The sequence below is a fragment of the Brevibacterium renqingii genome (genome assembly GCF_017808095.1).
In the GTDB taxonomy this organism is placed as follows: domain Bacteria; phylum Actinomycetota; class Actinomycetes; order Actinomycetales; family Brevibacteriaceae; genus Brevibacterium; species Brevibacterium renqingii.
The window spans coordinates 51,836-71,674 of sequence record NZ_JADBHG010000003.1 but is presented as its reverse complement, the minus strand read 5'-3'; the positions used below and the strand labels follow the sequence as shown (position 1 = coordinate 71,674).

Sequence of the window (19,839 nt, the reverse complement as noted above, 5' to 3'; positions counted from 1 at the left end):
CCGCCGCTCTCCCCCACCGAGGTGGAGCGAAGTGGGGAGGAAAGTGGAGGGTCGGCGTGGAGGGAAGTGGGGAGCGAAGTGGGGAGGGATGCGGGGAGCGAAGTGGGGAGGGAAGTGGGGAGCGAGATGGAGGCGGGTTCGCAGGGCCCGCCGGAGCGGTTCGGAAGCTGAGAGAACCTCGTGTGGCCGGAGCCCCGGGCATAGGGAACAATGGAGGGTATGTCGATCAGCCAAGAAGGTACACAGACCAATTCCGTGATCGGTGCGCAGCACATCGAATGGGTCCAGCATCTGACCTCCCGGGCACGCACCGCCATGAACGCTGTCCTCGAAGGCAAGGACGAAGCGGTCGGACTCTCCCTCATCGCTCTGCTCGCCGGCGGCCACGTCCTCCTCGAGGACGTCCCGGGAGTCGGCAAGACACTGCTGGCCCGCGCGATGGGCAAGGTCGTCGACGGCTCCGTCCGTCGCATCCAGTTCACCCCGGACCTGCTGCCCACCGATGTCGTCGGCGTCAACCTGTTCAATCAGGAGACCCGCCATTTCGAGTTCCGACAGGGCCCGGTCTTCGCGAACATCGTCATCGCCGATGAGATCAACCGCGCCTCGCCGAAGACCCAGTCGGCGATGCTCGAGTGCATGGCTGAGGGCCAGGCGACAATCGACGGTCAGACCTATCCGATGCCCACGCCATTCATCGTGGTCGCCACGCAGAACCCGATCGACATGGAGGGCACCTACGCCCTTCCCGAGGCGCAGCGCGACCGCTTCCTCACCCGGATCTCGCTGGGCTACCCGGCCACGTCCGATGAGGTCGACCTGCTGGACAACCAGATCCAGAACGACCCGCTCGAGTCAGCGTCCGCAGTGACGAACCTCGAGCAGATCACCCAGGCCCGCAGCATCGTCCGCCACGTCTCGGCCAGCAGGCAGCTGCGCGAGTACATCGTGGCGATCCTCCAGGCCAGCCGCGACGATCAGGCGATCCTGCTCGGCAGCTCGCCCCGCGGCGGCGTCCACCTGCTGCGGGCGGCCAAGGCCCGTGCGGCGCTGTCGGGTCGGACCTTCGTCACCCCCGACGATGTGCAGGCGCTGGCCCCCTATATCCTCGCTCATCGCATCATCCCCCGCGACGGCGACGATTCGGAGCTGGCGACCGAGCTCATCGGCCGTGTGCTCTCACGCGTGCCCGTCTCGACGAACCAGTGACGGCATGCGACTAAGCACCTCAGGAATCATCTTCGTCCTCGCCGGGGCGGCGCTGATCATTGCGGCCTACCGCTTCGCGCTGCCCGGACTGCTCCCAGCGGGTCTCCTCCTGCTCGGGCTCGTCCTGCTCTCGGCTCTGCTGATCGCCTGGGGCACCCGGCGGGTCTCGATCGCGATGAGCACGTCCCTGCCCGAGGTGGCGCTGTCCCGCTCCCGGGACCGCTACCCTCTGGCCGCCGAGGGCAAAGAGGTCGAGATCGAGGCGCGGGTGACCAATATCGGTCAGCTCGCGATCCCTGCGTCGACGATCGACTTCGTCACGGCCGAGGGCTTCGGCGATTCCACCTCCGGAGAGGTGCCGCCCCTGGCCCATCGCGCTTCGCAGACCGTGCTCACCTCCTTCACCCCCAACCGCCGCGGCGTCAGCGGCATCGAGGCCGTGCTCATCACCGTCCATGGGCCGTTCGGCCTGGTGAAGATGAAGCGGAAGGTCCGCGGAGCCTTCCCGGTCGCCGTGTCCGTGCCGGTGCTCGGCGCGCGCATCCCGCAGGACTCGTCCATCCGTCCCGCCCGTCTCGACGAGGGGAAGATCCGGTCGGGACATACGACGCGTGACTTCCACACCCGGGAATACGTGCCCGGCGACGACCTGCGGCACGTGCACTGGCCCTCGACCGCGAAGTTCGGTGAGCTCATGGTCCGCCACGAGGCCGACGAGGAGACGCTCTACGCACTCATCGTCATCGACCTCGCCGCCGACGAGGCGGACGCGGAACCGACCGACCTCGAGGTCGAGTTCCTCCTGGCCGCAGCTGCTGCGGCCGGCACCGCATTCCTCAGAGCCGACTACGAGGTCTTCGTCGTCGCTCCCGGACACGAAATCAGATTCAAAGGAGCGCGTGACATCGACAAGCTGCGCCTTCTCTCCGCTCTCGTTCGGCCGGGCAGGGTCGAACTGCCGGCACACGACAATCCGAACCACATCGTCATCTGCTCCATCGGAGATCAGCGCGGTCAGGAACTCGCCTCGCACTTCTCTCGTCGCGTGCCCGTCACAGTGCGCACGCTCAGCGAGATCGGCGATATGACGATGATGGGCCTCAGTGAGGACCTGCCCGAGTCCTGGACGACGTTCGAGTCGAAGCGGGTGGGACGATGAGCCTCGACGCCTCCCCCGCCCCCTCGCAGGAACCGCCTGCCCGGGACTCCGCATCGGCGCACGACTCGCGCCCGGCGACCGGCTGGCTCGAGGCGATCATCGTCTTCGCTGCCATGTCGCTCACGGCCGTGGCCATCTCCGCGGTGTTCAAGGACCTCGCCTGGTTGGCCCCCGTGCTCGTGGCCGTCGGACTCGTCGTCCTCGTCGGCGCCGTCTTCCGCAGCGTGCCGGTGCTGCGCTCCAGCGGCACCGCGGTCATCGCGCAGTGCGTGGCCGGCCTCATCGCCGTCTTCGTCGTCTGCGCCAAAGGCTCTCTGCTGCTCGGCTTCATCCCCACCGGCGAGTCGTTCGGAACGGTCATCGACCTGCTCTCTCAGGGCGTGAACGATCTCTATGCCACCGCTCCCCCAGCCGCCAGCACGCCGGGCTTCACTGCGATGCTGACGATCGCCTTCACCCTCATCACGATCCTCATCGACGGCCTGGTCTCCGACCTCAGGGCACCGAAGGTCGGCGGTGTGCTCCTGCTCGTGCTGTGGATGATCCCCGTCTACTTCGCACCTCAGGAGGTGCGCTGGTGGCATATCGTCGCGATCCTCGCGGCATTCCTGCTGCTCATGCTCAGCCCCTATCTGCCCGCGACTCGCTGGCGCGGCGGAATGACCGCGGCTCTCGCCGGTGGTCTGGCCCTGGCGATCGGCATCGGTCTGCCCCTGCTGCTGCCGCCGGTGCCGACCCTGCCCGATCGTGCTTCGGACAAGCAGGGCGACCTGACGGTGACGAACCCCTTCCTCGATCTGCGTCAGAACCTCGGCGAACGCGATGATGCCCGGCTGTTCAGCTATGACACCACGGGTTCGGAATCGGAGCCGATCCGCCTCACTTCGATCGACGACTTCGACGGCGAGAACTGGGCACCGAGTTCGTTCAGCCTCGACCCCTTCGCCATCGCGACCGACGGCATGCCGTGGCCGGAGGGTCTGCCGCGGGACAAGAACTTCGAGAAGGAGACCATCGACGTCGACATCGACGACGACTACGACCAGCAGTACCTGCCCTCGCCCTATGCGCCGCAGCAGCCGGACGGGCTCGACAGACGATGGATCTTCGACGAGAAGACCCTGACGATCGTGGGCAACGGTGAGAAGACCGGCGGTCTGCAGTACTCGATGACCTATCTGTCCCCCAACCCCTCGGCCAAGGACCTCAAAACCGCGACTCCGGTCAACGAGAGTGACTTCGAGACCGAGCTCGCGATCCCCGATTCGCTGCCCAAGAGCGTCAAGGAGACCGCCGAAGAGGTCACTGCCGATGCCGACAACCAGTGGGAGGCCGCGGTCCTGCTCCAGGCTTACTTCCGCGGCGGCGATTTCGAGTACTCACTCGATGCCCCGGACCGGGCCAGCGGGGACGCGATCTCGGACTTCCTCAGCGATAAGAAGGGCTATTGCGTCCAGTTCTCCTCGGCCATGACGATCATGGCCCGGACGATGGGGATCCCCGCGCGCATCGGTGTCGGCTTCGCCGGCGGAGAGAAGGCCGACGGCGGCTATGACGTGAGCATGCAGGATTCGCACGCCTGGCCCGAACTCTACTTCGAAGGCACCGGTTGGGTGCGCTTCGAGCCCACTCCCGGCGGTCCTGCCGGGGATCCGCCGAAGTGGACCCTGGCCAGCGGTGAACAGCAGGATGAGTCGAGCGAGGAGTCGGAGTCGGCGAGCCCCAGCGAGGAACCGACCGATAAGGCCTCGAAGTCTTCTGGTGACGGATCCGATGAGCCGAGCGACGAGGCCACGAGCACCGAGGCGGCCGAACCGGCCGGCGCGAACATCGGCACCTATCTGTGGGCCGGAGTCATCGTGCTCGGCCTGCTGCTGCTCGCCGCGATTCCCGCCATCTGGCGTTCGATCCTGCGTTCGCGCCGGACGAAGGATCCGCACGACCTCGAGGCGGTGTGGACCGAGGTGCGTGCCTTGGCCACCGACTACGGCCAGAGCCTCGATCCGAGTCGGACGCTGCGCTTCAATGAGCTCGTCCTCGCCGGGGACGCCTCGGTCGAAGGCGGCGCCCGAGGCTCGGCGGCAGGTGCCGAGAGCACGGCCGCGGACAACGGCTCCGCTGCGGCTGCGAAGGGTTCGGCGGGGATCGACCCGGCGACCGGCGAGCCTCCACGCAAGTCCGCCGCCGAGGTGGCTGCCGGCTCGTCCGCTGCCGCGGGCCCCTCCGGCGCAGCAGATCCGTCCGGAACCTCTTCATATGCCCACGTCGACGACCGTCTGCGACGTCTGCACGCTCCGGCCCCCGCTGGAACGACGGGGCAGGAGCGCGAGGACACCGCGCTCTCGGCGTTCGTAGATGCGCTCGAGGCCCAGCGCTACGGCGCCGCGGCCGAGTCGCTCGACTCCTCCGAAGTGCAGGCGCTCATCGATGAGGTGGGCACGGATCTGTCCGAACGGGCGACACCGGGAAGCCGGATCTCGGCGAAGATCTGGCCCGCCAGCCTCTTCGATCCCCCGCGCTGAGATGCGTCTGGGCCGGCTCCGGCGGTCGTCCCGCCCTAGAGCGCAGCTTTCTCGCGGTCGAGCCTCCGCAGCGCCAGCAGCCCGCGCGCAGCGGCGATCGGCTTGACGAACGGCAGCTCACCGAACCGGTAGTCGGCTCCGGCGACGAGCCTGCGCCCGAGGTCGGGCCGCAGCTGCCAGAGATGGTCGCGTGCCTTCTCCGCGTGGTGGGAGTTCGAGGCGATGCTGATCGTCGAATCGGGCCGCAGCACCTCGTCGATGAGCGGGACCGCTTCGGCGATGTTCTCCCATGTCGTTGCGCTGTCGGTCTCCAGCAGCGCACAACCGGTGTAGCCGAGCTCCTCACGCGCATAGCGTTCGAGCAGCCGGGCCTCGGGCACCCGTCCGCCGACGGCGCCGCCGCAGAAGACGACGACCGCCGATCGCGCCGTGGGGTCGATCGAGCGCAGGCCGGCCCTGACTCGGAAACGATTGAGCCAGTTCGCCCGCACTCCCGAGTTGCGAAAGCCGAGGACCACGATGATCTGGTCGCTTCCGGTGCTGGATCTCGTCGTTCCCAGGCGACGTCTGCTCGATCGCAGATGGGTGATCTCTCCGAAGGCGAAGACGGCGGCGAGGAGGCCGATGGCGACGCCGCCGGTGAGCGTGGGGCCGGAGACAGAAGAAGGCACTCTCATGATGAGAGTGCCTTGTTCGGTCGAGCCGGGGTCATTCGCCGCGCTGGCGCTTTTCCCACCGGTCTTCGAGCCGGCTCATGAATCCGGCGCTTCCCTTGGAATCGGATTTCCCGCCGGCGCTCTTCGAATTTGTTCGGCTCGTGTGCCCTTGCCCCGGGCGGCTGAACGCCCAGTACATCCCGGTGACCATGAGGCCGAAACCGACGACGCCGAGAGCGATCCACCACACCGAGCTGGAGACGAGCGAGATCGCGAGGATGGTCGCGGCCAGCCCGACCAGTGCGATGAGGATGCCGAGCACAAAGCGCTTGGCGGAGAACCCCGGCCCGGTGGCCGCGGCTTGGGTTTCCGAAATATTGCGTGCGAAACGAGGGTCTTCACTGCGCAGCTGCTTCTCCAGCTGATCCAACAGCTGCTGTTCGTGATCGGAGAGTGGCATCTCGAACCCCCGTTTCCCTACTCAGGTCTTTGCCTCAATCATAGTCTCTGAGCACCGAAAAAACATCTCGGGAGTCGCTCAGGGCCTGGATTCCCACTGGGTCTTCAGACTATGGTCCAGCTCACCGCTCAGGAGGAGTCCGAGCGTCTGCGCAGAAGTGAGGCCTGAGAGATCGCTTCGGTCCCGAATCGGCGCCTCACTTCGTCCAACGCCACCTCGGCCTCGCGCCCCGAATGCTCCGGTTCGTCCAAGGTCGCTTGCCGTCCGGTGACCGCGAAGTCGATGAGACCCGCGGCCCTGACTCCGAGCAGCCTCACGCCCTGGGTCCGCTGTTCGCGCAGCTTCCGCACCGCCGGTCGCAGCGCCTCGTACATCTCTCTGGCCAGGTCCGTCGGCGCCGACAGCGTCACCGACCTCGACAGAGTGGTGAAATCGCCGAGCCGGTACTTCAGTCCCAATGTCGTCGCCACCTTCCCCTCCGCACGGACCCGGTAGGCGACCTTGTCGGCCAGGCGCAGGAGTTCGTGTTCGAGCATACCGAGATCCCAGATGTCCTCGGAGAAGGTGTTCTCCGCACTGATCGAATGGTCCTTGGCCTGTCGATCGAAGCCCGCGGAGTCCCACCCGTGGGCGCTGCGCCAGAGATGGTGCCCATGAGCGCCGAAGACTCGCGCGGCCCAGGCTTCCTCGACGGCCGCGAGATCGCCGATGAGACGGATGCCGTACCGGGAGAACGCCTGCTGCGTCTTCTCCCCCACCCCCGGCAGCGCCTCGATCGGCATCGGATCGAGGAATGCCTGGGTCTTCGCGAGAGGGACCAGAAGCTGCCCGTCGGGTTTCGCTCTGGCGGAGGCGAGCTTGGCGACGACTTGGCTGCCGGCGATCCCCACCGAGGCGCTCAGACCGGTCCGCTCCTTGATCTGCGCCCGCAGCTGCGAGGTGATCGTCACCGGGGGGCCGAGTCGGCGCACCGCACCGGAGACGTCGACATAGGCTTCATCGACGCTGACCTGACGGACGTCGGGGGTCACCTCGGCGACGAGCTCGAAGACCTGTCGGGAGAAGGCGGAGTACAGGCCGTGGGAGGGCGGGATCACCTCGGCGATGGGGCACAGATCCATCGCCCGGGACATCGGCATAGCAGCGTGGACGCCGAACTCGCGCGCCTCGTAGCTGGCCGAGACCACGACGCCCCGACCGCTTCGCCCGCCGACGATGACCGGTCGCCCGATGAGCTCCGGACGGCTGAGGAGCTCGACGGAGACGAAGAACGAATCCATGTCGAGGTGGAGCATGGTGGCACCGGAGTCATCCGTGCCGAGTCGGCTCAGATCACCTCCGGACCGTGCCAGCTGCTTCCGACTCATCGCCTGCCCCTCGCTCGTTCCTTTCGGCTCCGCCGAACAGTCCAGGTACTCTTGAAGCATGGTATCGCGCACCACTGTCATGACACTGCCCATCGCCGCCGCTCTCGCCCTCGCGGGCTGTTCGGGGGCCGAGGGAGGCCAGGCCGAGTCGACCCCGCAGACCGAGCAGACCACCTCGACGGCGGCAGCGCCTGCGGAGTCGTCGACCGCCTCGACCCCGGCCTCGGCAGAGGCCACAGGCCAGGACCCCGACACCTCGAACGATGTCGGGGATCTGCCCGGATACGTCAAGCCCTACCCGGACTCCAAGGTCCTCTCAGCCTCGATCGTCAAGGCCCACAACGACAAGGACACGAAGAAGCCCGAGCAGGTCAGCCTCGTCGTCGAGACGAAGGCAGAGGCGAAGGACATCTTCGCGTTCTACGAGAAGGAGCTCGGCAAAGCCGGCTTCGAACCGCTCGGCGACGAGGTGAAGACGAAGAGCGCGCGAGTGGTGAATTTCCGGCACAAGGACAATGACAGCGTTCTGGTCGTCACGATCGCCGATGACGGTGCCGGCAAGGACCAGTCGATCGTGACCATCGGCGGAAACATCGTTCCATGACCTCTTATCGCCCCATGACGCCCGGCGGACCTCAGGAACCGCACCCTCGGGCGGGCACACCAGCGCGAGTCGACGATCTCGACACCCCGCAGTCCATCGCCGCCGAGGTCTCCGCTGAGCTCGAGAGCTTCCTTGCAGAGAAGGCCGCCGAGTTCGAGTCCATCTCCCCCGATGCGGCCGCGATCGGTCAGTCGCTCATCGCGTTCACACGCGGCGGCAAGCGGATCCGCCCCGTCCTCCTGTGGTGGGGCTTTCAGCTGGCCGGCGGGACGGTCGGGAAGGATGCCGACCTCCGTACGGGGCTGGCGCAGGCCGCGGGATCGCTCGAGCTGCTGCATGCCGCGGCGCTCATCCACGACGATGTCATCGACAATTCGGACACGCGCCGCGGTCAGCCCTCCCTGCATCGCCAGTTCGAGGCCCGCCACGAGCAGTTCGACCTGCGCGGCGACGGCGCATCCTTCGGCGTCTCCGCATCCATCGTCATCGGCGACATCTGCCTGGCGCTGAGCGAGGAGCTGTTCGAACGCTCCGAGGAGACGCTGGGCCGGACGCCGCTCACCCGTCGGCTGCGAGCCACCGTCCGTCGCGATGTGATGGTCGGCCAATACCTCGATGTGCTCGCCGAGGTGATCGACCTCGACGACGCCCGCATCGCCGACCGGGCGTGGGAGGTGCTGAGCTTCAAGTCCGCGAAGTACTCGGTCGAGCAGCCGCTCCTCCTCGGCGCGGCCCTGGCGGGGGCCGATGAGGATGTGCTCGCAGAGATCTCCGCCTTCGGTCTCCCCCTCGGTCAGGCCTTTCAGCTGCGCGACGATGTGCTCGGCATCGCCGGTGACCCGGAGGCCACGGGTAAACCCGCCGGCGACGATATCCGCGAGGGCAAGCGAACCGTGCTCATCGCCGAGACCGCGGCCCGGATCCCGGCCGAGCAGCGATCTGTCCTGGCCTCTCGACTGGGCGATCAGGATCTCTCCGCCGCTGAGGTGGCCGAATGCGTGGAGATGATCACCGCGTCCGGAGGCCTGGCCGCGGTCGAGGCATTCATCGCGGACAAGCACGCGCAGGCTCAGGGGCTCATCGACGCCTGGGCAGCCGGCGAATCGGGCCGCATCCGCATCGGCGGCTCGGCGCAGGAGCGGCTCAGGGAGTTCGCGACGGGGCTGAGCTACCGCACGAGCTGAGACCGCCTCCGGACGGGTTCGGATCGGAAGCAGTCTGAGCCCCGAATCGCCCAGGATGGCGCGCGGCTCAGAACCGGGTGAGACTCAGAATCGGGCGCGGTTCAGAACTGGCTCAGAATAATATGCGGCTCAGAACGCGAGGGCCTGAGCGCGGCGCCGGACTTCCTTGCGGTTGCCCACCCGGAGCAGATCGATGGGTCGGCCCGGCAGGGAGTCATCGGGGGTGAAGAGCCACACGATCGCTTCCTCGTCGTCGAAACCGGCGTCGTGCAGAGTGTTCAGCGTGCCCTTGAGCGGTTTGACGACCTCGCCGTCGATGAAGAAGGCCAACGGCACCTGCAGAACCTTCGGCTTGCCGATCTTGATTCCGCAGATGGCGCCGTCTTCGAGCAGCCTGCGCACCTGGGAGATGCTCAGCCCGGTCAGCTCGGCGATATCGGGAAGCGGGGCCCAGTCCTGGACGAGTTCTTCGGTATTCACGCCCTCAAGCCTAGCAATATTTGCCAGAAACACCCCGCCATGCGGAGCCGAATGCTCGGGTCGGCGGCGGCCACTCGTTAGGCTGGGGATCGTAGCTTCCCCACTCGACATGAAGTCAACAGGTGACAGATGACACGACCGCGACGGAATCAGCAGATGCCCATCACCGCCGCTCCTGACATCCGTGCCGCCTCGAAGGTGAATTCGACCGGTCCGATCCCAGGAGCCGATCGCGCCGACCCCGAATCCGATCAGCGCGGCGATGCCGCCGACACTGCCACCGACGAATCCGCGACCTCCCCCGCCGAGGCGACCCCGTCCGCGGATGCCTCCGCCGACGAATCGGCGACCTCCCCCACCGAGGCCGGGCCCACCGCCGATCCGAACGCCGAGGACTCGAAGGCCGCATCCCAGGGCTCGTCCGCCTCGGCGGCCGCACCCGAGACCGCCGCCGGGCCGCAGTGGACTTCGGGCACGGCCGGTGCGACCGTGCCCGTCACGCACGGCGGCCGGACCTACAAAGCCAAACAGGGTGACACCCTCTACGGTGTCGCGAGCAAGCACGGCGTCTCCGTTCCGGCCCTGGCCGAACTCAATCGGATCTCACCGCGCCAGAACCTCCACCAGGGCCAGGTGCTCTCGCTGCCGGAGAAGAACGATCTGCCCGATGAGGACCCGTCCCACGTCGTCGCCCCCGGTGAGACCCTGCAGGGCATCGCCGCCCGGCACGGCATCTCGCCGTCGACCCTGCGTCGGGCCAATGCCATGGGCGAGGAGTCCTTCCTCAAGGTCGGCGAGCTGCTTCTGCTGCGCCCCTCGACGGCCCGCCCTCGCCGCACGGCGCCCGAACCGCCGCGCGACATCCCCCGAGTGGCCGCCAGCGCCCAGGTCGAAGGCATCCGCCCGGCGGTCCTCCACGCGGCGCGGCTGAACAAGTACACCCTGCTCCACCGCCGGCATCCGGCCCCGGCGCAGGCCCGGCTCATCGTGGCCTCCATCGCCGAGGAGCTCGGCGCCGACCCCGCACTCATGCAGGCAGTGGCGGCTCAGGAATCGGGATTCCAGCACACGACTGTCTCGGCCGGCAATGCCATCGGCATCATGCAGGTGACTCCGCGGTCGGGCCGCTGGGCCAGCGACATCGTCGGTCGCGGTCTCGATCTGCTCGACCTCGGCGACAACATCATCGCCGGAACCGTCATCCTCGGGTGGCTCATCGAGACCGCCGAGACCGAGAACGAGGCTCTGGCGGGCTACTACCAGGACCTGCGCTCGGTCCGCACGGACGGGCTGCTGCCCGAGACGAAGGCCTTCGTGCGCGCCGTGCAGCTGCAGCGTTCGCGTTTGCAGGAGGCGCTGTGACCGCCCGCCGGGATCCCCTCATCGGCACGGTCCTCAACGACCGTTACCGCATCGACGCCAAGGTCGCCCGCGGCGGCATGGCCATGGTCTATCGCGGCACCGATCTGCGCCTGGACCGCGAGATCGCGATCAAGGTCATGCACGAGCACCTCATCTCCGATGAGACCTTCGTCGAACGCTTCCGCCGCGAGGCCATCAATGCCGGTCGCCTCACCCACCCGAACCTCGTGGCCATCCACGATCAGGCCCGTGACGGCGACATCGTCTATCTCGTCATGGAGTACCTGCCCTCGGTGACGCTGCGACGCGAGCTCAAACATCGCGGCACTTTCACCCCGCGGCAGGCCATCGTCGTCCTCGACGCGATCCTCGCCGCATTGGAGGCTGTGCACTCCACCGGCATCATCCATCGGGATCTCAAGCCCGACAATGTGCTGCTGGGCACCGATGGTCAGGTGAAGCTCGCCGACTTCGGTCTCGCCCGGGCCGTGACGACGGCGACGACGACGAAGACTCTCATCGGCACCGTCGGGTATGTCGCTCCCGAGCTCGTCACCAGGGCCGGAGCCGACTCGCGGACCGATCTCTACACAGTCGGCATCATGTTCTACGAGATGATCACCGGCGCTCAGCCCTATACCGACGATGTGCCGATCCAGGTCGCCTACCGACATGTCCACGATACGGTGCCGCCTCCTTCCGAGGTCGTCCCGCGTCTGAGTCCGCGCCTCGACGCGCTCGTGCTGTGGGCGACGTCGAAGGATCCGGAGGACCGCCCCGCCGACGCCGCTCAGTTCCGTCTGGCCCTGGCCGAGGCCCGCGCAGAGATGAGTGAGGCCGAACTGGACCTCGGCGATCCCGAAGTGGCTGCCGGGGACCACTCCCCCGTGCTCACCGCCAGCATCGATCTCGGCGAGGAGCTCCCGAAGGAGAAGCGCTCCCGCACCGACGAGATCCCGTATCTCGAAGGCGAAGACGACGCCGAGGACGAGAGCAACGCCGCGAGCGGCAGCGCCTCCGGCAGCGCGGGCCCGGTTGCCGCCGGCGCCGGCGTCGCGGCCGCAGCGGCAGGCATCGGCGGCGTCACCGCCGCCGTGACCTCGAGTTCCGACGAGGAAGCCGACCCCGAAGAGACCGAGGTGCCGGACGACGAGGGCGGCGACTCGTCGGACGGCGAAGACGCGAAGTCCTCCGACGACGAGAAGTCGGGCGAAGCCGCCGCCTCCGGTACCGCCGCCTCCGGCGCGGCTGCCGCTTCGAGTGAGCCAGCGAACAGCGAGTCACAGAATTCCGACGATTCGGACGATGAGAACAAGGCCGCGGTCGCGGCCGCCGCCGGTACCGCCTCGGCGGGGGTGCCTGCCAGTCGCCGTCGCCGTCGGATTCTGACCTCGGTCGTCGCGGCTGTGGCTGTGCTCGCGCTCATCGCCTGGCTGGTCATCGTCAACCTTCCCGCCCCGACATCCATCGTGCCCGGTGAACTCGCGGGAAAGCAGGTCGAGGAGGTCACTTCGCAGCTGCGGAAGAACGATCTCGAGGCCGAACCCAAGGAGGTCTTCGACGACACCGTGCCCGCGGGTGTGGTCATCGGCACCGAGCCTGTCAGCGGCTCCGAACTGGCCCCGGACTCGACCGTCACAGTGGTCGTGTCGAAGGGCGAGGAGAAGTTCGCCGTCCCCGAACTCGAGGGACTGAGCTCCGATGAGGCGAAGGCCGCGCTGAAGAAGGCCCACCTCGCCGTCGGCAAGGTCGAGGAGAAGTACAGCGATACGGTCAAGGACGACGCCGTGATCTCTGCGTCGGAGAAGCCCGGGGCGAAGCTGTCGAAGGGCGAGAAGATCGACCTCGTCGTCTCCAAGGGCGTCGCGCCGATCCCCGTGCCCAATGTCGAGGGCCTGACCTTCGACGCCGCATATGCGACTCTGGCCAAACGCGGCTTCCGGGTCGGCAAGGACGAAGTCTTCTCCGATGACGTGCCCAAGGGCAAGGTCGTCTCACAGTATCCGAGGAGCACCGAGGCCAAGCCTGCGAACTCGCTCATCATCGTCCGCGTCTCCAAAGGCAAGGAGAAGAAAGAGGAGGACTCCAAGGACTCCAAGGAGGACAAGAAGGACGAGAAGTCGAAGGACGACAAGAAAGACAGCTCGAAGGACGACAAGAAGGACAGTTCCAAGGACAAGAAGGACTGACCGGCAGAACCTCGACAGGCTCCTTCTCAGCACAGCAGAATGCCGGTGGCCCCGCAGTGCGACTGCGGGGCCACCGGCATTTTCAGCGTTCGGGTGCGCCGGTCCTCATACGTCCCTGGTCATTCCGTCTCCCGGAACGGCTCCGGGGAAGCCTCGAGCGCCTCAGTGCCGACGGGTGAGGTATTCGGCGACCTGGAAGGCCATCTCGAGCGACTGGTCGTGATTGAGACGGGGGTCGACGAGGGTCTCGTAGCGACGACGCAGGCCTTCGTCATCGATCTCCGTGGCTCCGCCCATGATCTCGGTGACATCGTCGCCGGTGAGCTCGATGTGCAGGCCGCCGGGAACGGTGCCCGCGTCGCGATGAGCGTTGAAGAAGCCTTCGACCTCAGCCATGACGTCTTCGAAGCGGCGCGTCTTGTAGCCGGTGTTCGAGGTGATCGTGTTCCCGTGCATCGGATCGCAGACCCAGGTCACATGCGGCAGCCGATCGCCGATGCCGGCGAGCAGTTCGGGCAGCGTCTCACCGATCTTGCCCGCGCCCATACGGGTGACGAAGGTGAGGCGACCATGCTCGGCATCCGGGTCGAGCTTCTCGGCCAGTGCCATGGCGTCATCCGCTGTGGCCGTGGGACCGAGCTTCACACCGATCGGGTTGCGCACCTTGGACAGGAAGTCCACATGCGCGCCGTCGATATCCCGGGTGCGCTCACCGATCCACAGGAAGTGTCCGGAGACGTCGTAGGCCTCACCCGTACGCGAATCGATGCGCGTCAGCGCCCGCTCGTACTCGAGCAGGAGAGCCTCGTGGGCGGCATAGAACTCGGTCGTCTTGAGCGCCTCGAAATCGGCTCCGCAGGCATCCATGAAGCGGATGGCGCGGTCGATCTCGGCAGCCGTGCGCTCGTAGCGCTGGTAGCCGGGGTTCGAGGCGAGGAAGCCGCGGTTCCAGTCGTGCACGAAGCGCAGGTCGGCGAATCCGCCCTGGGTGAAGGCGCGGATGAGATTGAGCGTCGACGCGGACACGTGGTAGGCCTTGAGCAGGCGCTCAGGGTCGTGCCGACGGGATTCCTCGGTGAATTCGTAGCCGTTGACGATGTCCCCGCGGAACGAAGGCAGGGTGACTCCCTCGCGAGTCTCCATGTCGGCTGAACGGGGCTTGGCGAACTGACCGGCCATGCGGCCGATCTTCACCACCGGCATCGAGCCTCCGTAGGTGAGCACGGCCGCCATCTGCAGCACCGTCTGTACCCGGGCCCGGATCTTGTCCGCCTGCGCTCCCTCGAAGGACTCGGCGCAGTCGCCGCCCGCGAGGACGAAGGCCTCTCCGCGGGAGGCGGCGGCAATGCGCTTCTTGAGCACATCGGCCTCACCGGCGAACACCAGCGGGGGTGAGGTCCGCAGATCACCGAGCACCTCTTCGAGCGCAGCGCTGTCGAGATAGGTCGGCTGCTGCTTCGGATCCATCTCACGCCAGTCGTCGAGACCGCGGAGATTGTCATGGCCGGCAGCGGCGATTTCCCTGTTGGCTAGCACTGGATCGGTGTGGAGGCTCACTGTTTCACTTTCATGGGTTCTCTGTTCCGGTCTCGAAGTCCTCGGCAGACACATTGTCGAGGAAATCCCTGAACTGGGCGACTTCCTCTTCGTCGGCTTCGGGAGCTTCGATTCCGGACTCTTCGAGCAGTTGGGATTCGACGTAGACTGGGCACTCTGCAGTCAGTGCCAGCGTCACCGCGTCCGAGGGGCGCGCGGAGATCGATTTGCCGTCATTCGTGTGGAGCTCGGCCAGGAAGATCTGACCGTCCTTGCCCGTGATCGTCACGTCTTCGAGCTCGGCGTCGTACTTGGAGAGGACATCGAGCAGAAGGGCGTGCGCCATCGGACGCGGCGGGGTCAGCCCCCGCTGCGCGATCGACAGCGCATTGGCCTCGATCGCGCCGACCCAGATCGGCAGATAGTAGGCGGGTTCACTGGCCTTGAGCAGGAGAATAGGTTGGTTGGCAGGCATTTCGATGCGGACGCCGACAACCTCGACTTCGACTTTTGACATTATCCCCCGGTCAGGAGCGCGGACGCTGCTGGAAGATCATTCGGAACTTGCCGATCTGCACATCGGCTCCGTTCTGGAGTTCGATGGAATCGATGAGCTGACGGCCCACATAGGTTCCGTTCAGCGACCCCGTGTCCCGCAGCGTGAACCCGCTGGGCGTCCGGATGAACTCGGCATGCTTGCGGGATACGGTGACGTCGTCGAGGAAGATGTCCGCGTTCGGGCTGCGGCCCACGGTCACCACATCGGTGTCGAGCAGGATCTGCGAGCCCGAGTCGGGCCCGGAGACCACGACGAGGAGCGCATCGGCTTCCTGCAGACCGTCGAGGTCGGGAACCGGATGGATCTCACCGGTGTGCGGATCCAGGATCCCCTGGAACTGCTGACGGCCCGAATCGCTCATCTGATCCCGGCTTCCACCGCCCGGGCCGCCTTGCGGCTGACCGGACTGGGGCTGACTGCCCTGCGGCTGACCATAGCCACCTGACTGCGGCTGACCGCTCTGCTGCGGATAGCCGCCCGGCTGCGGCTGGCTGCCCTGAGGCTGGCCGTAATGGCCCGCACCGTTCGAACCGTACTGCGGCTGGCTACCCTGGGGCTGACCATAGCCCTGCGGCTGTTGCTGTTGGCCCTGGCTGCCCGGCCCGTTGCCGGCATAGGGCTGGTTGCCAGGCTGTGACGCACCATAGTTCTGGCCGTTGCCGAACTGCGGCGCCTGCGGCGCACCGTCGGCAGGCTGCTGACCGTAGGGAGGAGTGCTGCCCTGCGGATTCTGATCGACCTGCGGGCTCATCCGCGTCGCCGACTCATCACTGCCGTTGCCGGCCCCGAAAGGGAACTTCTTCGACTGGGGAACCTGACCGTTGTCGTACCAGGACTGCGAGGGGGCTGGTCGATTCTGATCGTTATTCTGCGACATTATGCCTCCTCGCTCTGAATGAGCTCTTTGTACTGCTCGCTGTCCATCAGCGATTCGACCTGCCCGGGTTCGCCCAGTTCGACAAGATACATCCACCCGTCTTCGAACGGGGATGAATTCACGGTCTCGGGCGCGTCGTCGAGCGAGTCGTTGACCTCGGTGATGGTCCCGGAGACGGGTGCGATGAGGTCGGAGACGCTCTTCGTGCTCTCGACTTCACCGCAGGACTCCCCAGCGGTGATCGAATCGCCCACGGCAGGAAGGTCGACATAGACGACGTCACCCAGCTGCTCCTGGGCGAAATCAGTGATACCCACACGGACAACGGCGTCGTCCTCCGTGGTCGCAATCCACTCATGGTCGCGCGAGTACCGCAAAGACACTGGATAATCCAGATCTGCCATGTCGACTCCTCTTAGTTTGTCGGTGTACCAAGCATAGCCGCCTGGACCACTTTCATAACAATCACGAAACGGAAATGTTACCGACTCACCGAGGCAGGCCTGAGACAGCCTCGATTCTTCGGTATCCACCTGGGATGATACCCGCTTTTCGGAGGTCACGGTATGCGGTTTTGGCACTTGGCCCCCGATCGGTATAAGCTGGTTCTCGTTGCCCACGAGGGAGTACGGTAACGGGCTATGGCGCAGCTTGGTAGCGCGCTTCACTGGGGGTGAAGAGGTCGTGGGTTCAAATCCCGCTAGCCCGACTTTGTGATGTCCCACGTCATCGTTCACTCGATGGTGTGGGACATTCTTCATTTTCCGGCACACTCACGCTTTCACGGATTCAGCCTTTCTCTCACGCACACAGGCCCGCTTGTCAGGCTTTAGCTCGCCGGTTCAGGTCTGTTTGTCGCTCACCGCCCTTCGGACGGTGCATCCGGAGCGCCGTCTTCAGCTCTCGGCGGTGCGAACCGGGTCGAGCCGATGGGCGAACACCGTCGCCAGCACGCCGACGAGCACGAGGAGGCCGATGCCCCAGCGCAGGCCCGCCTCGGCGGCGATGATCCCGACCAACGGGCTGGTGCCGAGGTAGCCCACCCGCATCAGCCAATTCACGAGCGTCACTCCCCCAGCTCGGCCGATCCCGGGCAGCTGCGCGGCCGCTCCCAGGGCCCCGGGCACCAGAGTCGCCGAACCGAATCCGAGAGCGCCCATGCCGAGGAGCAGCACCACCGGCTCCTGAGCGAAGGCCGCTCCGATCCCGCCGAGGGCGATGAGCGCGCCGCCGATGCGTCCGATGCGGCCGGCCCCGAATCGCGTCACCAGCAGGTCCCCGCTGAACCGGCCCAGGCACTGACTGCCGATGACGATGCTGAAGGCGATCCCCGCCGAGGCGGCCGGAACGTCGGCGAGCTGCGCGGCCGCCAGGCCCGCCCAGTTGTTCGCGATGTCCTCGACAGCGGCACCGCAGGTGGCGACGATCGCCAGCGGCAGGGCAGCCGAGAGAACCGCTCTCTTCGAACGCCCCGTGACCGATGCACCATCGCGATCGCGGACGACCGGATCCGAATCGGCCACTCGCCTCGCCGAGGCGGCGTCGCCGATGAGCCGCCGCCCGAGCACCGTCACGGCCACGGCGATCACCGCGACCACTGCGAGCCACAGGCGCATATCCACGCCGGAGGTCGCGGCCAGTGTGGCGGCCGCTCCGCTCAGCAGACCGCCCAGGCTCCACAGCGCGTGCATCGAGGAGAGGATCGTGCGCTTCAGACGCTCCTGGACGGCGATTCCGACGACGTTCTGGGCGACGTCGACGATCGCATCACAGCAGCCCAGCAGGAGCAGGCAGATCGCCATCATGAGTCCGTTGACTGACCAGGCGGTCGCGGCTGCGGCCAAGCCGAGCAGCGCCGTCCCGCCGATGACGACCCGATGCGCTCCGAAGCGGGCGATGAGCGCGGCCGGAAGCGCAGAGGACAGCAGCGATCCTGCCGCGAAGCAGGCGACGACGAGACCGAAGTGCCAAGGACTGAGGCCGAGCCGGTCCACCAGCAGCGGGTACCACGGCAGAATGCCCGCGAGCACCGTGCCGTTCCCGGCGAACCACAGGCCGACTCCGGCGACGGATCGGGGACCGGAGCCGCGTGCGCCGATCAGCGCCGCCTCTGCAGCTGAACAGGGGTGCGGCCGTGGGTGTGCATCGTCATTCAGGCGGCCTTCGAAACTGCGGCGGCGCGCAGATCACGGCCGGCCTGGCCGAGGATGAGCAGCCCGACGAGCACGCCCAACAGGCTCAGCCAAAGGCTCTCGGTCATGAAGATGAGCACCATCGAGGCGAGGATGGGCGCGAGACGACGGAGGGACCACCACACATAGCCGCCGAAGCTCGGCATGGCCACGTTCGCGGAGTCCGCGACGGACTTGACCATGAAGTTCGGTCCGTTGCCGATGTAGGTGATCGCCCCGCCCATGACGGCGCCGAGGGACACCGCGATGAGCAGCGGCTCGGCGACGCCGGCTACCCGCGGCTCGCCGGGGACCTGAGCGGCCATCTCGAAGAAGGTGACATAGGTCGGCGCATTGTCGAGCACCGAGGACAGCCCGCCGGTGAAGACGAACAGCGAGATCTCGCTCAGCGGGATCCTGTGCGCGACCTGGCTGAGATACTGCAACGCCGGCATCATCGTCAGGAAGATGCCGATGAAGAGCGCGCCGACCTCGAGGATCGGCGTCCAGGTGAACTTGTTGAGGTTGAATCTCGCGCCCCGGTCACCGACGAGGAACGATGTGAGGGCCGAGCCGAGCATGACGAGCTCGCGCCAGGGCACATAGTCGGCGAATGTCGCGTGCCCGGCTTCGACCGCATGCGTGTCGACCGAGGGGATGAAGGCGACGGCGAGGATGATGATCGCCAGGAAGACCAGCCCGCTGGCTCCGCGCAGACCGAGCCTGGTCACATACTCGGCGTCCTTGGCCAGAGCCTCCTCCGGCTCCCGGGCGTACATCTTCGTGTCCAGAGCGAAGAAGCTGATGAGCAGCAGCACATTGACGAACAGCCAGTACGGCCACAGCCCGAAGGTCCATTCGAAGGGCACACCGCGCAGCATTCCCAGGAACAGCGGCGGATCGCCCAGAGGTGTGAGCAGCCCGCCGCAGTTCGCGACGATGAAGATCGTGTAGATGACCGTGTGGGTTCGGTGCCTGCGATCCTGGTTCGTATTGAGGATCGGCCGGATGAGCAGCATCGCCGCGCCCGTGGTGCCGATGAATGAGGCCAGGACGCCGCCGACGGCGAGGAAGATCGTGTTGTTCTTCGGTGTCGCTTTGATGTCGCCGACGAGGAAGATGCCGCCCGAAGCCACGAACAGGCTGCCGATGAGGACGATGAATTGGAAGTACTCGAGCAGCGCGTGGACGACGGTGTCGCTCTCACCGCCGAGGAGGAACCACACCGCAATCGGCACGCCGAGGACGAGGGCGACGATGAGTTTGACGAGGTTGCGGTCCCAGATCTTCTCTGTGGCCGGGATCAGCGGGAGCACCGCGATGCACCCGAGCAGCAGCACGAACGGGATGATGCTCCACCAGGCCACGACCATCCGAACTCTCCTTCTCACGCTGTCGACGAGTGCCCTCGCCTTGTCGACGCTGACAGCTTCCCACTCTACTGAATTCCGACACCGATTCTGATCACCGGAGATGCGGGAAATGAAGCAGCCGCGGAATCACG

The 19,839-nt window shown here is 66.6% G+C and carries 17 protein-coding genes and 1 tRNA gene; 8 read left to right on the top strand and 10 right to left on the bottom strand.

Annotated elements, in window-relative coordinates:
* Positions 1-219: 219 nt before the first annotated feature.
* The 3 genes from IIE29_RS07775 to IIE29_RS07765 are packed head-to-tail and all read left to right on the top strand — an operon-like array spanning position 220 to position 4,890.
* Entirely contained in the window at positions 220-1,209 is a 990-nt protein-coding gene (locus tag IIE29_RS07775) for an AAA family ATPase (protein WP_209324679.1), read from the top strand.
* Positions 1,210-1,213: 4 nt separating this feature from the next.
* Positions 1,214-2,368, top strand: coding sequence for a DUF58 domain-containing protein (locus IIE29_RS07770; protein ID WP_209324678.1), 1,155 nt, complete (start codon positions 1,214-1,216; stop codon positions 2,366-2,368).
* Positions 2,365-4,890: a transglutaminase TgpA family protein gene (locus IIE29_RS07765; protein WP_246475821.1), complete on the top strand. Its 2,526-nt coding sequence runs from the start codon at positions 2,365-2,367 to the stop codon at positions 4,888-4,890. Before IIE29_RS07770 ends, IIE29_RS07765 begins: the two co-directional genes overlap by 4 nt.
* A 35-nt stretch (positions 4,891-4,925) precedes the next feature.
* Here IIE29_RS07765 and IIE29_RS07760 read toward each other — a convergent pair whose 3' ends face one another.
* From IIE29_RS07760 to dinB, 3 genes are all read right to left on the bottom strand, one after another.
* A complete protein-coding gene (locus IIE29_RS07760; protein WP_343071841.1) occupies positions 4,926-5,561 on the bottom strand; it encodes an ElyC/SanA/YdcF family protein in 636 nt (211 codons plus the stop codon).
* A gap of 37 nt (positions 5,562-5,598) precedes the next feature.
* Positions 5,599-6,006, bottom strand: a complete 408-nt coding sequence (locus IIE29_RS07755) for a DUF3040 domain-containing protein (protein ID WP_209324676.1) — start codon at positions 6,004-6,006, stop codon at positions 5,599-5,601.
* Between the two features lie 128 nt (positions 6,007-6,134).
* Positions 6,135-7,373, bottom strand: coding sequence for a DNA polymerase IV (gene dinB / locus IIE29_RS07750; RefSeq protein WP_209324675.1), 1,239 nt, complete (start codon positions 7,371-7,373; stop codon positions 6,135-6,137).
* Between the two features lie 58 nt (positions 7,374-7,431).
* Between dinB and IIE29_RS07745 the strand changes: the two genes are divergently transcribed.
* Both IIE29_RS07745 and IIE29_RS07740 read left to right on the top strand, forming a co-directional pair.
* On the top strand, positions 7,432-7,977 hold the full coding sequence (locus tag IIE29_RS07745) for a hypothetical protein (RefSeq protein WP_246475820.1): 546 nt from the start codon (positions 7,432-7,434) through the stop codon (positions 7,975-7,977).
* A complete protein-coding gene (locus IIE29_RS07740; RefSeq protein WP_209324674.1) occupies positions 7,974-9,161 on the top strand; it encodes a polyprenyl synthetase family protein in 1,188 nt (395 codons plus the stop codon). The genes IIE29_RS07745 and IIE29_RS07740 overlap by 4 nt, the downstream gene beginning before the upstream one ends.
* Before the next feature lie 129 nt (positions 9,162-9,290).
* Here the strand turns inward: IIE29_RS07740 and IIE29_RS07735 are convergent, their stop codons facing one another.
* On the bottom strand, positions 9,291-9,641 hold the full coding sequence (locus IIE29_RS07735) for an Rv2175c family DNA-binding protein (RefSeq protein WP_209324673.1): 351 nt from the start codon (positions 9,639-9,641) through the stop codon (positions 9,291-9,293).
* A gap of 156 nt (positions 9,642-9,797) precedes the next feature.
* Between IIE29_RS07735 and IIE29_RS07730 the strand changes: the two genes are divergently transcribed.
* Positions 9,798-11,003 (top strand): LysM peptidoglycan-binding domain-containing protein, encoded by a 1,206-nt coding sequence (locus IIE29_RS07730; protein WP_246475819.1) that lies wholly within the window; start codon positions 9,798-9,800, stop codon positions 11,001-11,003.
* Positions 11,000-13,192 (top strand): protein kinase domain-containing protein, encoded by a 2,193-nt coding sequence (locus IIE29_RS17135; RefSeq protein ID WP_209324671.1) that lies wholly within the window; start codon positions 11,000-11,002, stop codon positions 13,190-13,192. The genes IIE29_RS07730 and IIE29_RS17135 overlap by 4 nt, the downstream gene beginning before the upstream one ends.
* A 162-nt stretch (positions 13,193-13,354) precedes the next feature.
* On the opposite strand, the gene IIE29_RS07720 is transcribed toward IIE29_RS17135, so the two are convergent.
* The 4 genes from IIE29_RS07720 to gcvH are packed head-to-tail and all read right to left on the bottom strand — an operon-like array spanning position 13,355 to position 16,568.
* Positions 13,355-14,749 carry a class II 3-deoxy-7-phosphoheptulonate synthase gene (locus IIE29_RS07720; RefSeq protein ID WP_343071840.1) on the bottom strand — a complete coding sequence of 465 codons (1,395 nt, stop codon included), beginning with the start codon at positions 14,747-14,749 and terminating at the stop codon, positions 13,355-13,357.
* A 10-nt stretch (positions 14,750-14,759) separates the two neighbouring features.
* Positions 14,760-15,245 (bottom strand): bifunctional nuclease family protein, encoded by a 486-nt coding sequence (locus IIE29_RS07715; protein ID WP_209324669.1) that lies wholly within the window; start codon positions 15,243-15,245, stop codon positions 14,760-14,762.
* 10 nt (positions 15,246-15,255) lie between these two features.
* Entirely contained in the window at positions 15,256-16,164 is a 909-nt protein-coding gene (locus IIE29_RS17130; RefSeq protein WP_209324668.1) for an FHA domain-containing protein, read from the bottom strand.
* A complete protein-coding gene (gene gcvH, locus IIE29_RS07705; protein ID WP_209324667.1) occupies positions 16,164-16,568 on the bottom strand; it encodes a glycine cleavage system protein GcvH in 405 nt (134 codons plus the stop codon). The genes IIE29_RS17130 and gcvH overlap by 1 nt, the downstream gene beginning before the upstream one ends.
* Before the next feature lie 231 nt (positions 16,569-16,799).
* On the opposite strand from gcvH, the gene IIE29_RS07700 reads away from it, so the two are divergent.
* Positions 16,800-16,873: transfer RNA gene (locus IIE29_RS07700), tRNA-Pro, on the top strand.
* Between the two features lie 187 nt (positions 16,874-17,060).
* Here the strand turns inward: IIE29_RS07700 and IIE29_RS07695 are convergent.
* Together IIE29_RS07695 and IIE29_RS07690 are read right to left on the bottom strand one after the other, a co-directional pair.
* A complete protein-coding gene (locus tag IIE29_RS07695) occupies positions 17,061-18,194 on the bottom strand; it encodes an MFS transporter (RefSeq protein WP_343071839.1) in 1,134 nt (377 codons plus the stop codon).
* Positions 18,195-18,316: 122 nt separating this feature from the next.
* Positions 18,317-19,708, bottom strand: a complete 1,392-nt coding sequence (locus IIE29_RS07690) for a sodium:proton antiporter (protein ID WP_209324666.1) — start codon at positions 19,706-19,708, stop codon at positions 18,317-18,319.
* Positions 19,709-19,839 lie beyond the last annotated feature (131 nt).

Bases quoted from the DNA above. Each gene is read 5' to 3' on its own strand.
- IIE29_RS07770 (WP_209324678.1), top strand. From the start codon at position 1,214: ATGCGACTAAGCACCTCAGGAATCATCTTCGTCCTCGCCGGGGCGGCG.
- IIE29_RS07765 (WP_246475821.1), top strand. From the start codon at position 2,365: ATGAGCCTCGACGCCTCCCCCGCCCCCTCGCAGGAACCGCCTGCCCGG.
- IIE29_RS07755 (WP_209324676.1), bottom strand. From the start codon at position 6,006: ATGCCACTCTCCGATCACGAACAGCAGCTGTTGGATCAGCTGGAGAAG.
- IIE29_RS07730 (WP_246475819.1), top strand. From the start codon at position 9,798: ATGCCCATCACCGCCGCTCCTGACATCCGTGCCGCCTCGAAGGTGAAT.
- gcvH (WP_209324667.1), bottom strand. From the start codon at position 16,568: ATGGCAGATCTGGATTATCCAGTGTCTTTGCGGTACTCGCGCGACCAT.
- IIE29_RS07690 (WP_209324666.1), bottom strand. From the start codon at position 19,708: ATGGTCGTGGCCTGGTGGAGCATCATCCCGTTCGTGCTGCTGCTCGGG.
- IIE29_RS07775 (WP_209324679.1), top strand. From the start codon at position 220: ATGTCGATCAGCCAAGAAGGTACACAGACCAATTCCGTGATCGGTGCG.
- IIE29_RS07740 (WP_209324674.1), top strand. From the start codon at position 7,974: ATGACCTCTTATCGCCCCATGACGCCCGGCGGACCTCAGGAACCGCAC.
- IIE29_RS07715 (WP_209324669.1), bottom strand. From the start codon at position 15,245: ATGTCAAAAGTCGAAGTCGAGGTTGTCGGCGTCCGCATCGAAATGCCT.
- IIE29_RS07745 (WP_246475820.1), top strand. From the start codon at position 7,432: ATGGTATCGCGCACCACTGTCATGACACTGCCCATCGCCGCCGCTCTC.
- dinB (WP_209324675.1), bottom strand. From the start codon at position 7,373: ATGAGTCGGAAGCAGCTGGCACGGTCCGGAGGTGATCTGAGCCGACTC.
- IIE29_RS17130 (WP_209324668.1), bottom strand. From the start codon at position 16,164: ATGTCGCAGAATAACGATCAGAATCGACCAGCCCCCTCGCAGTCCTGG.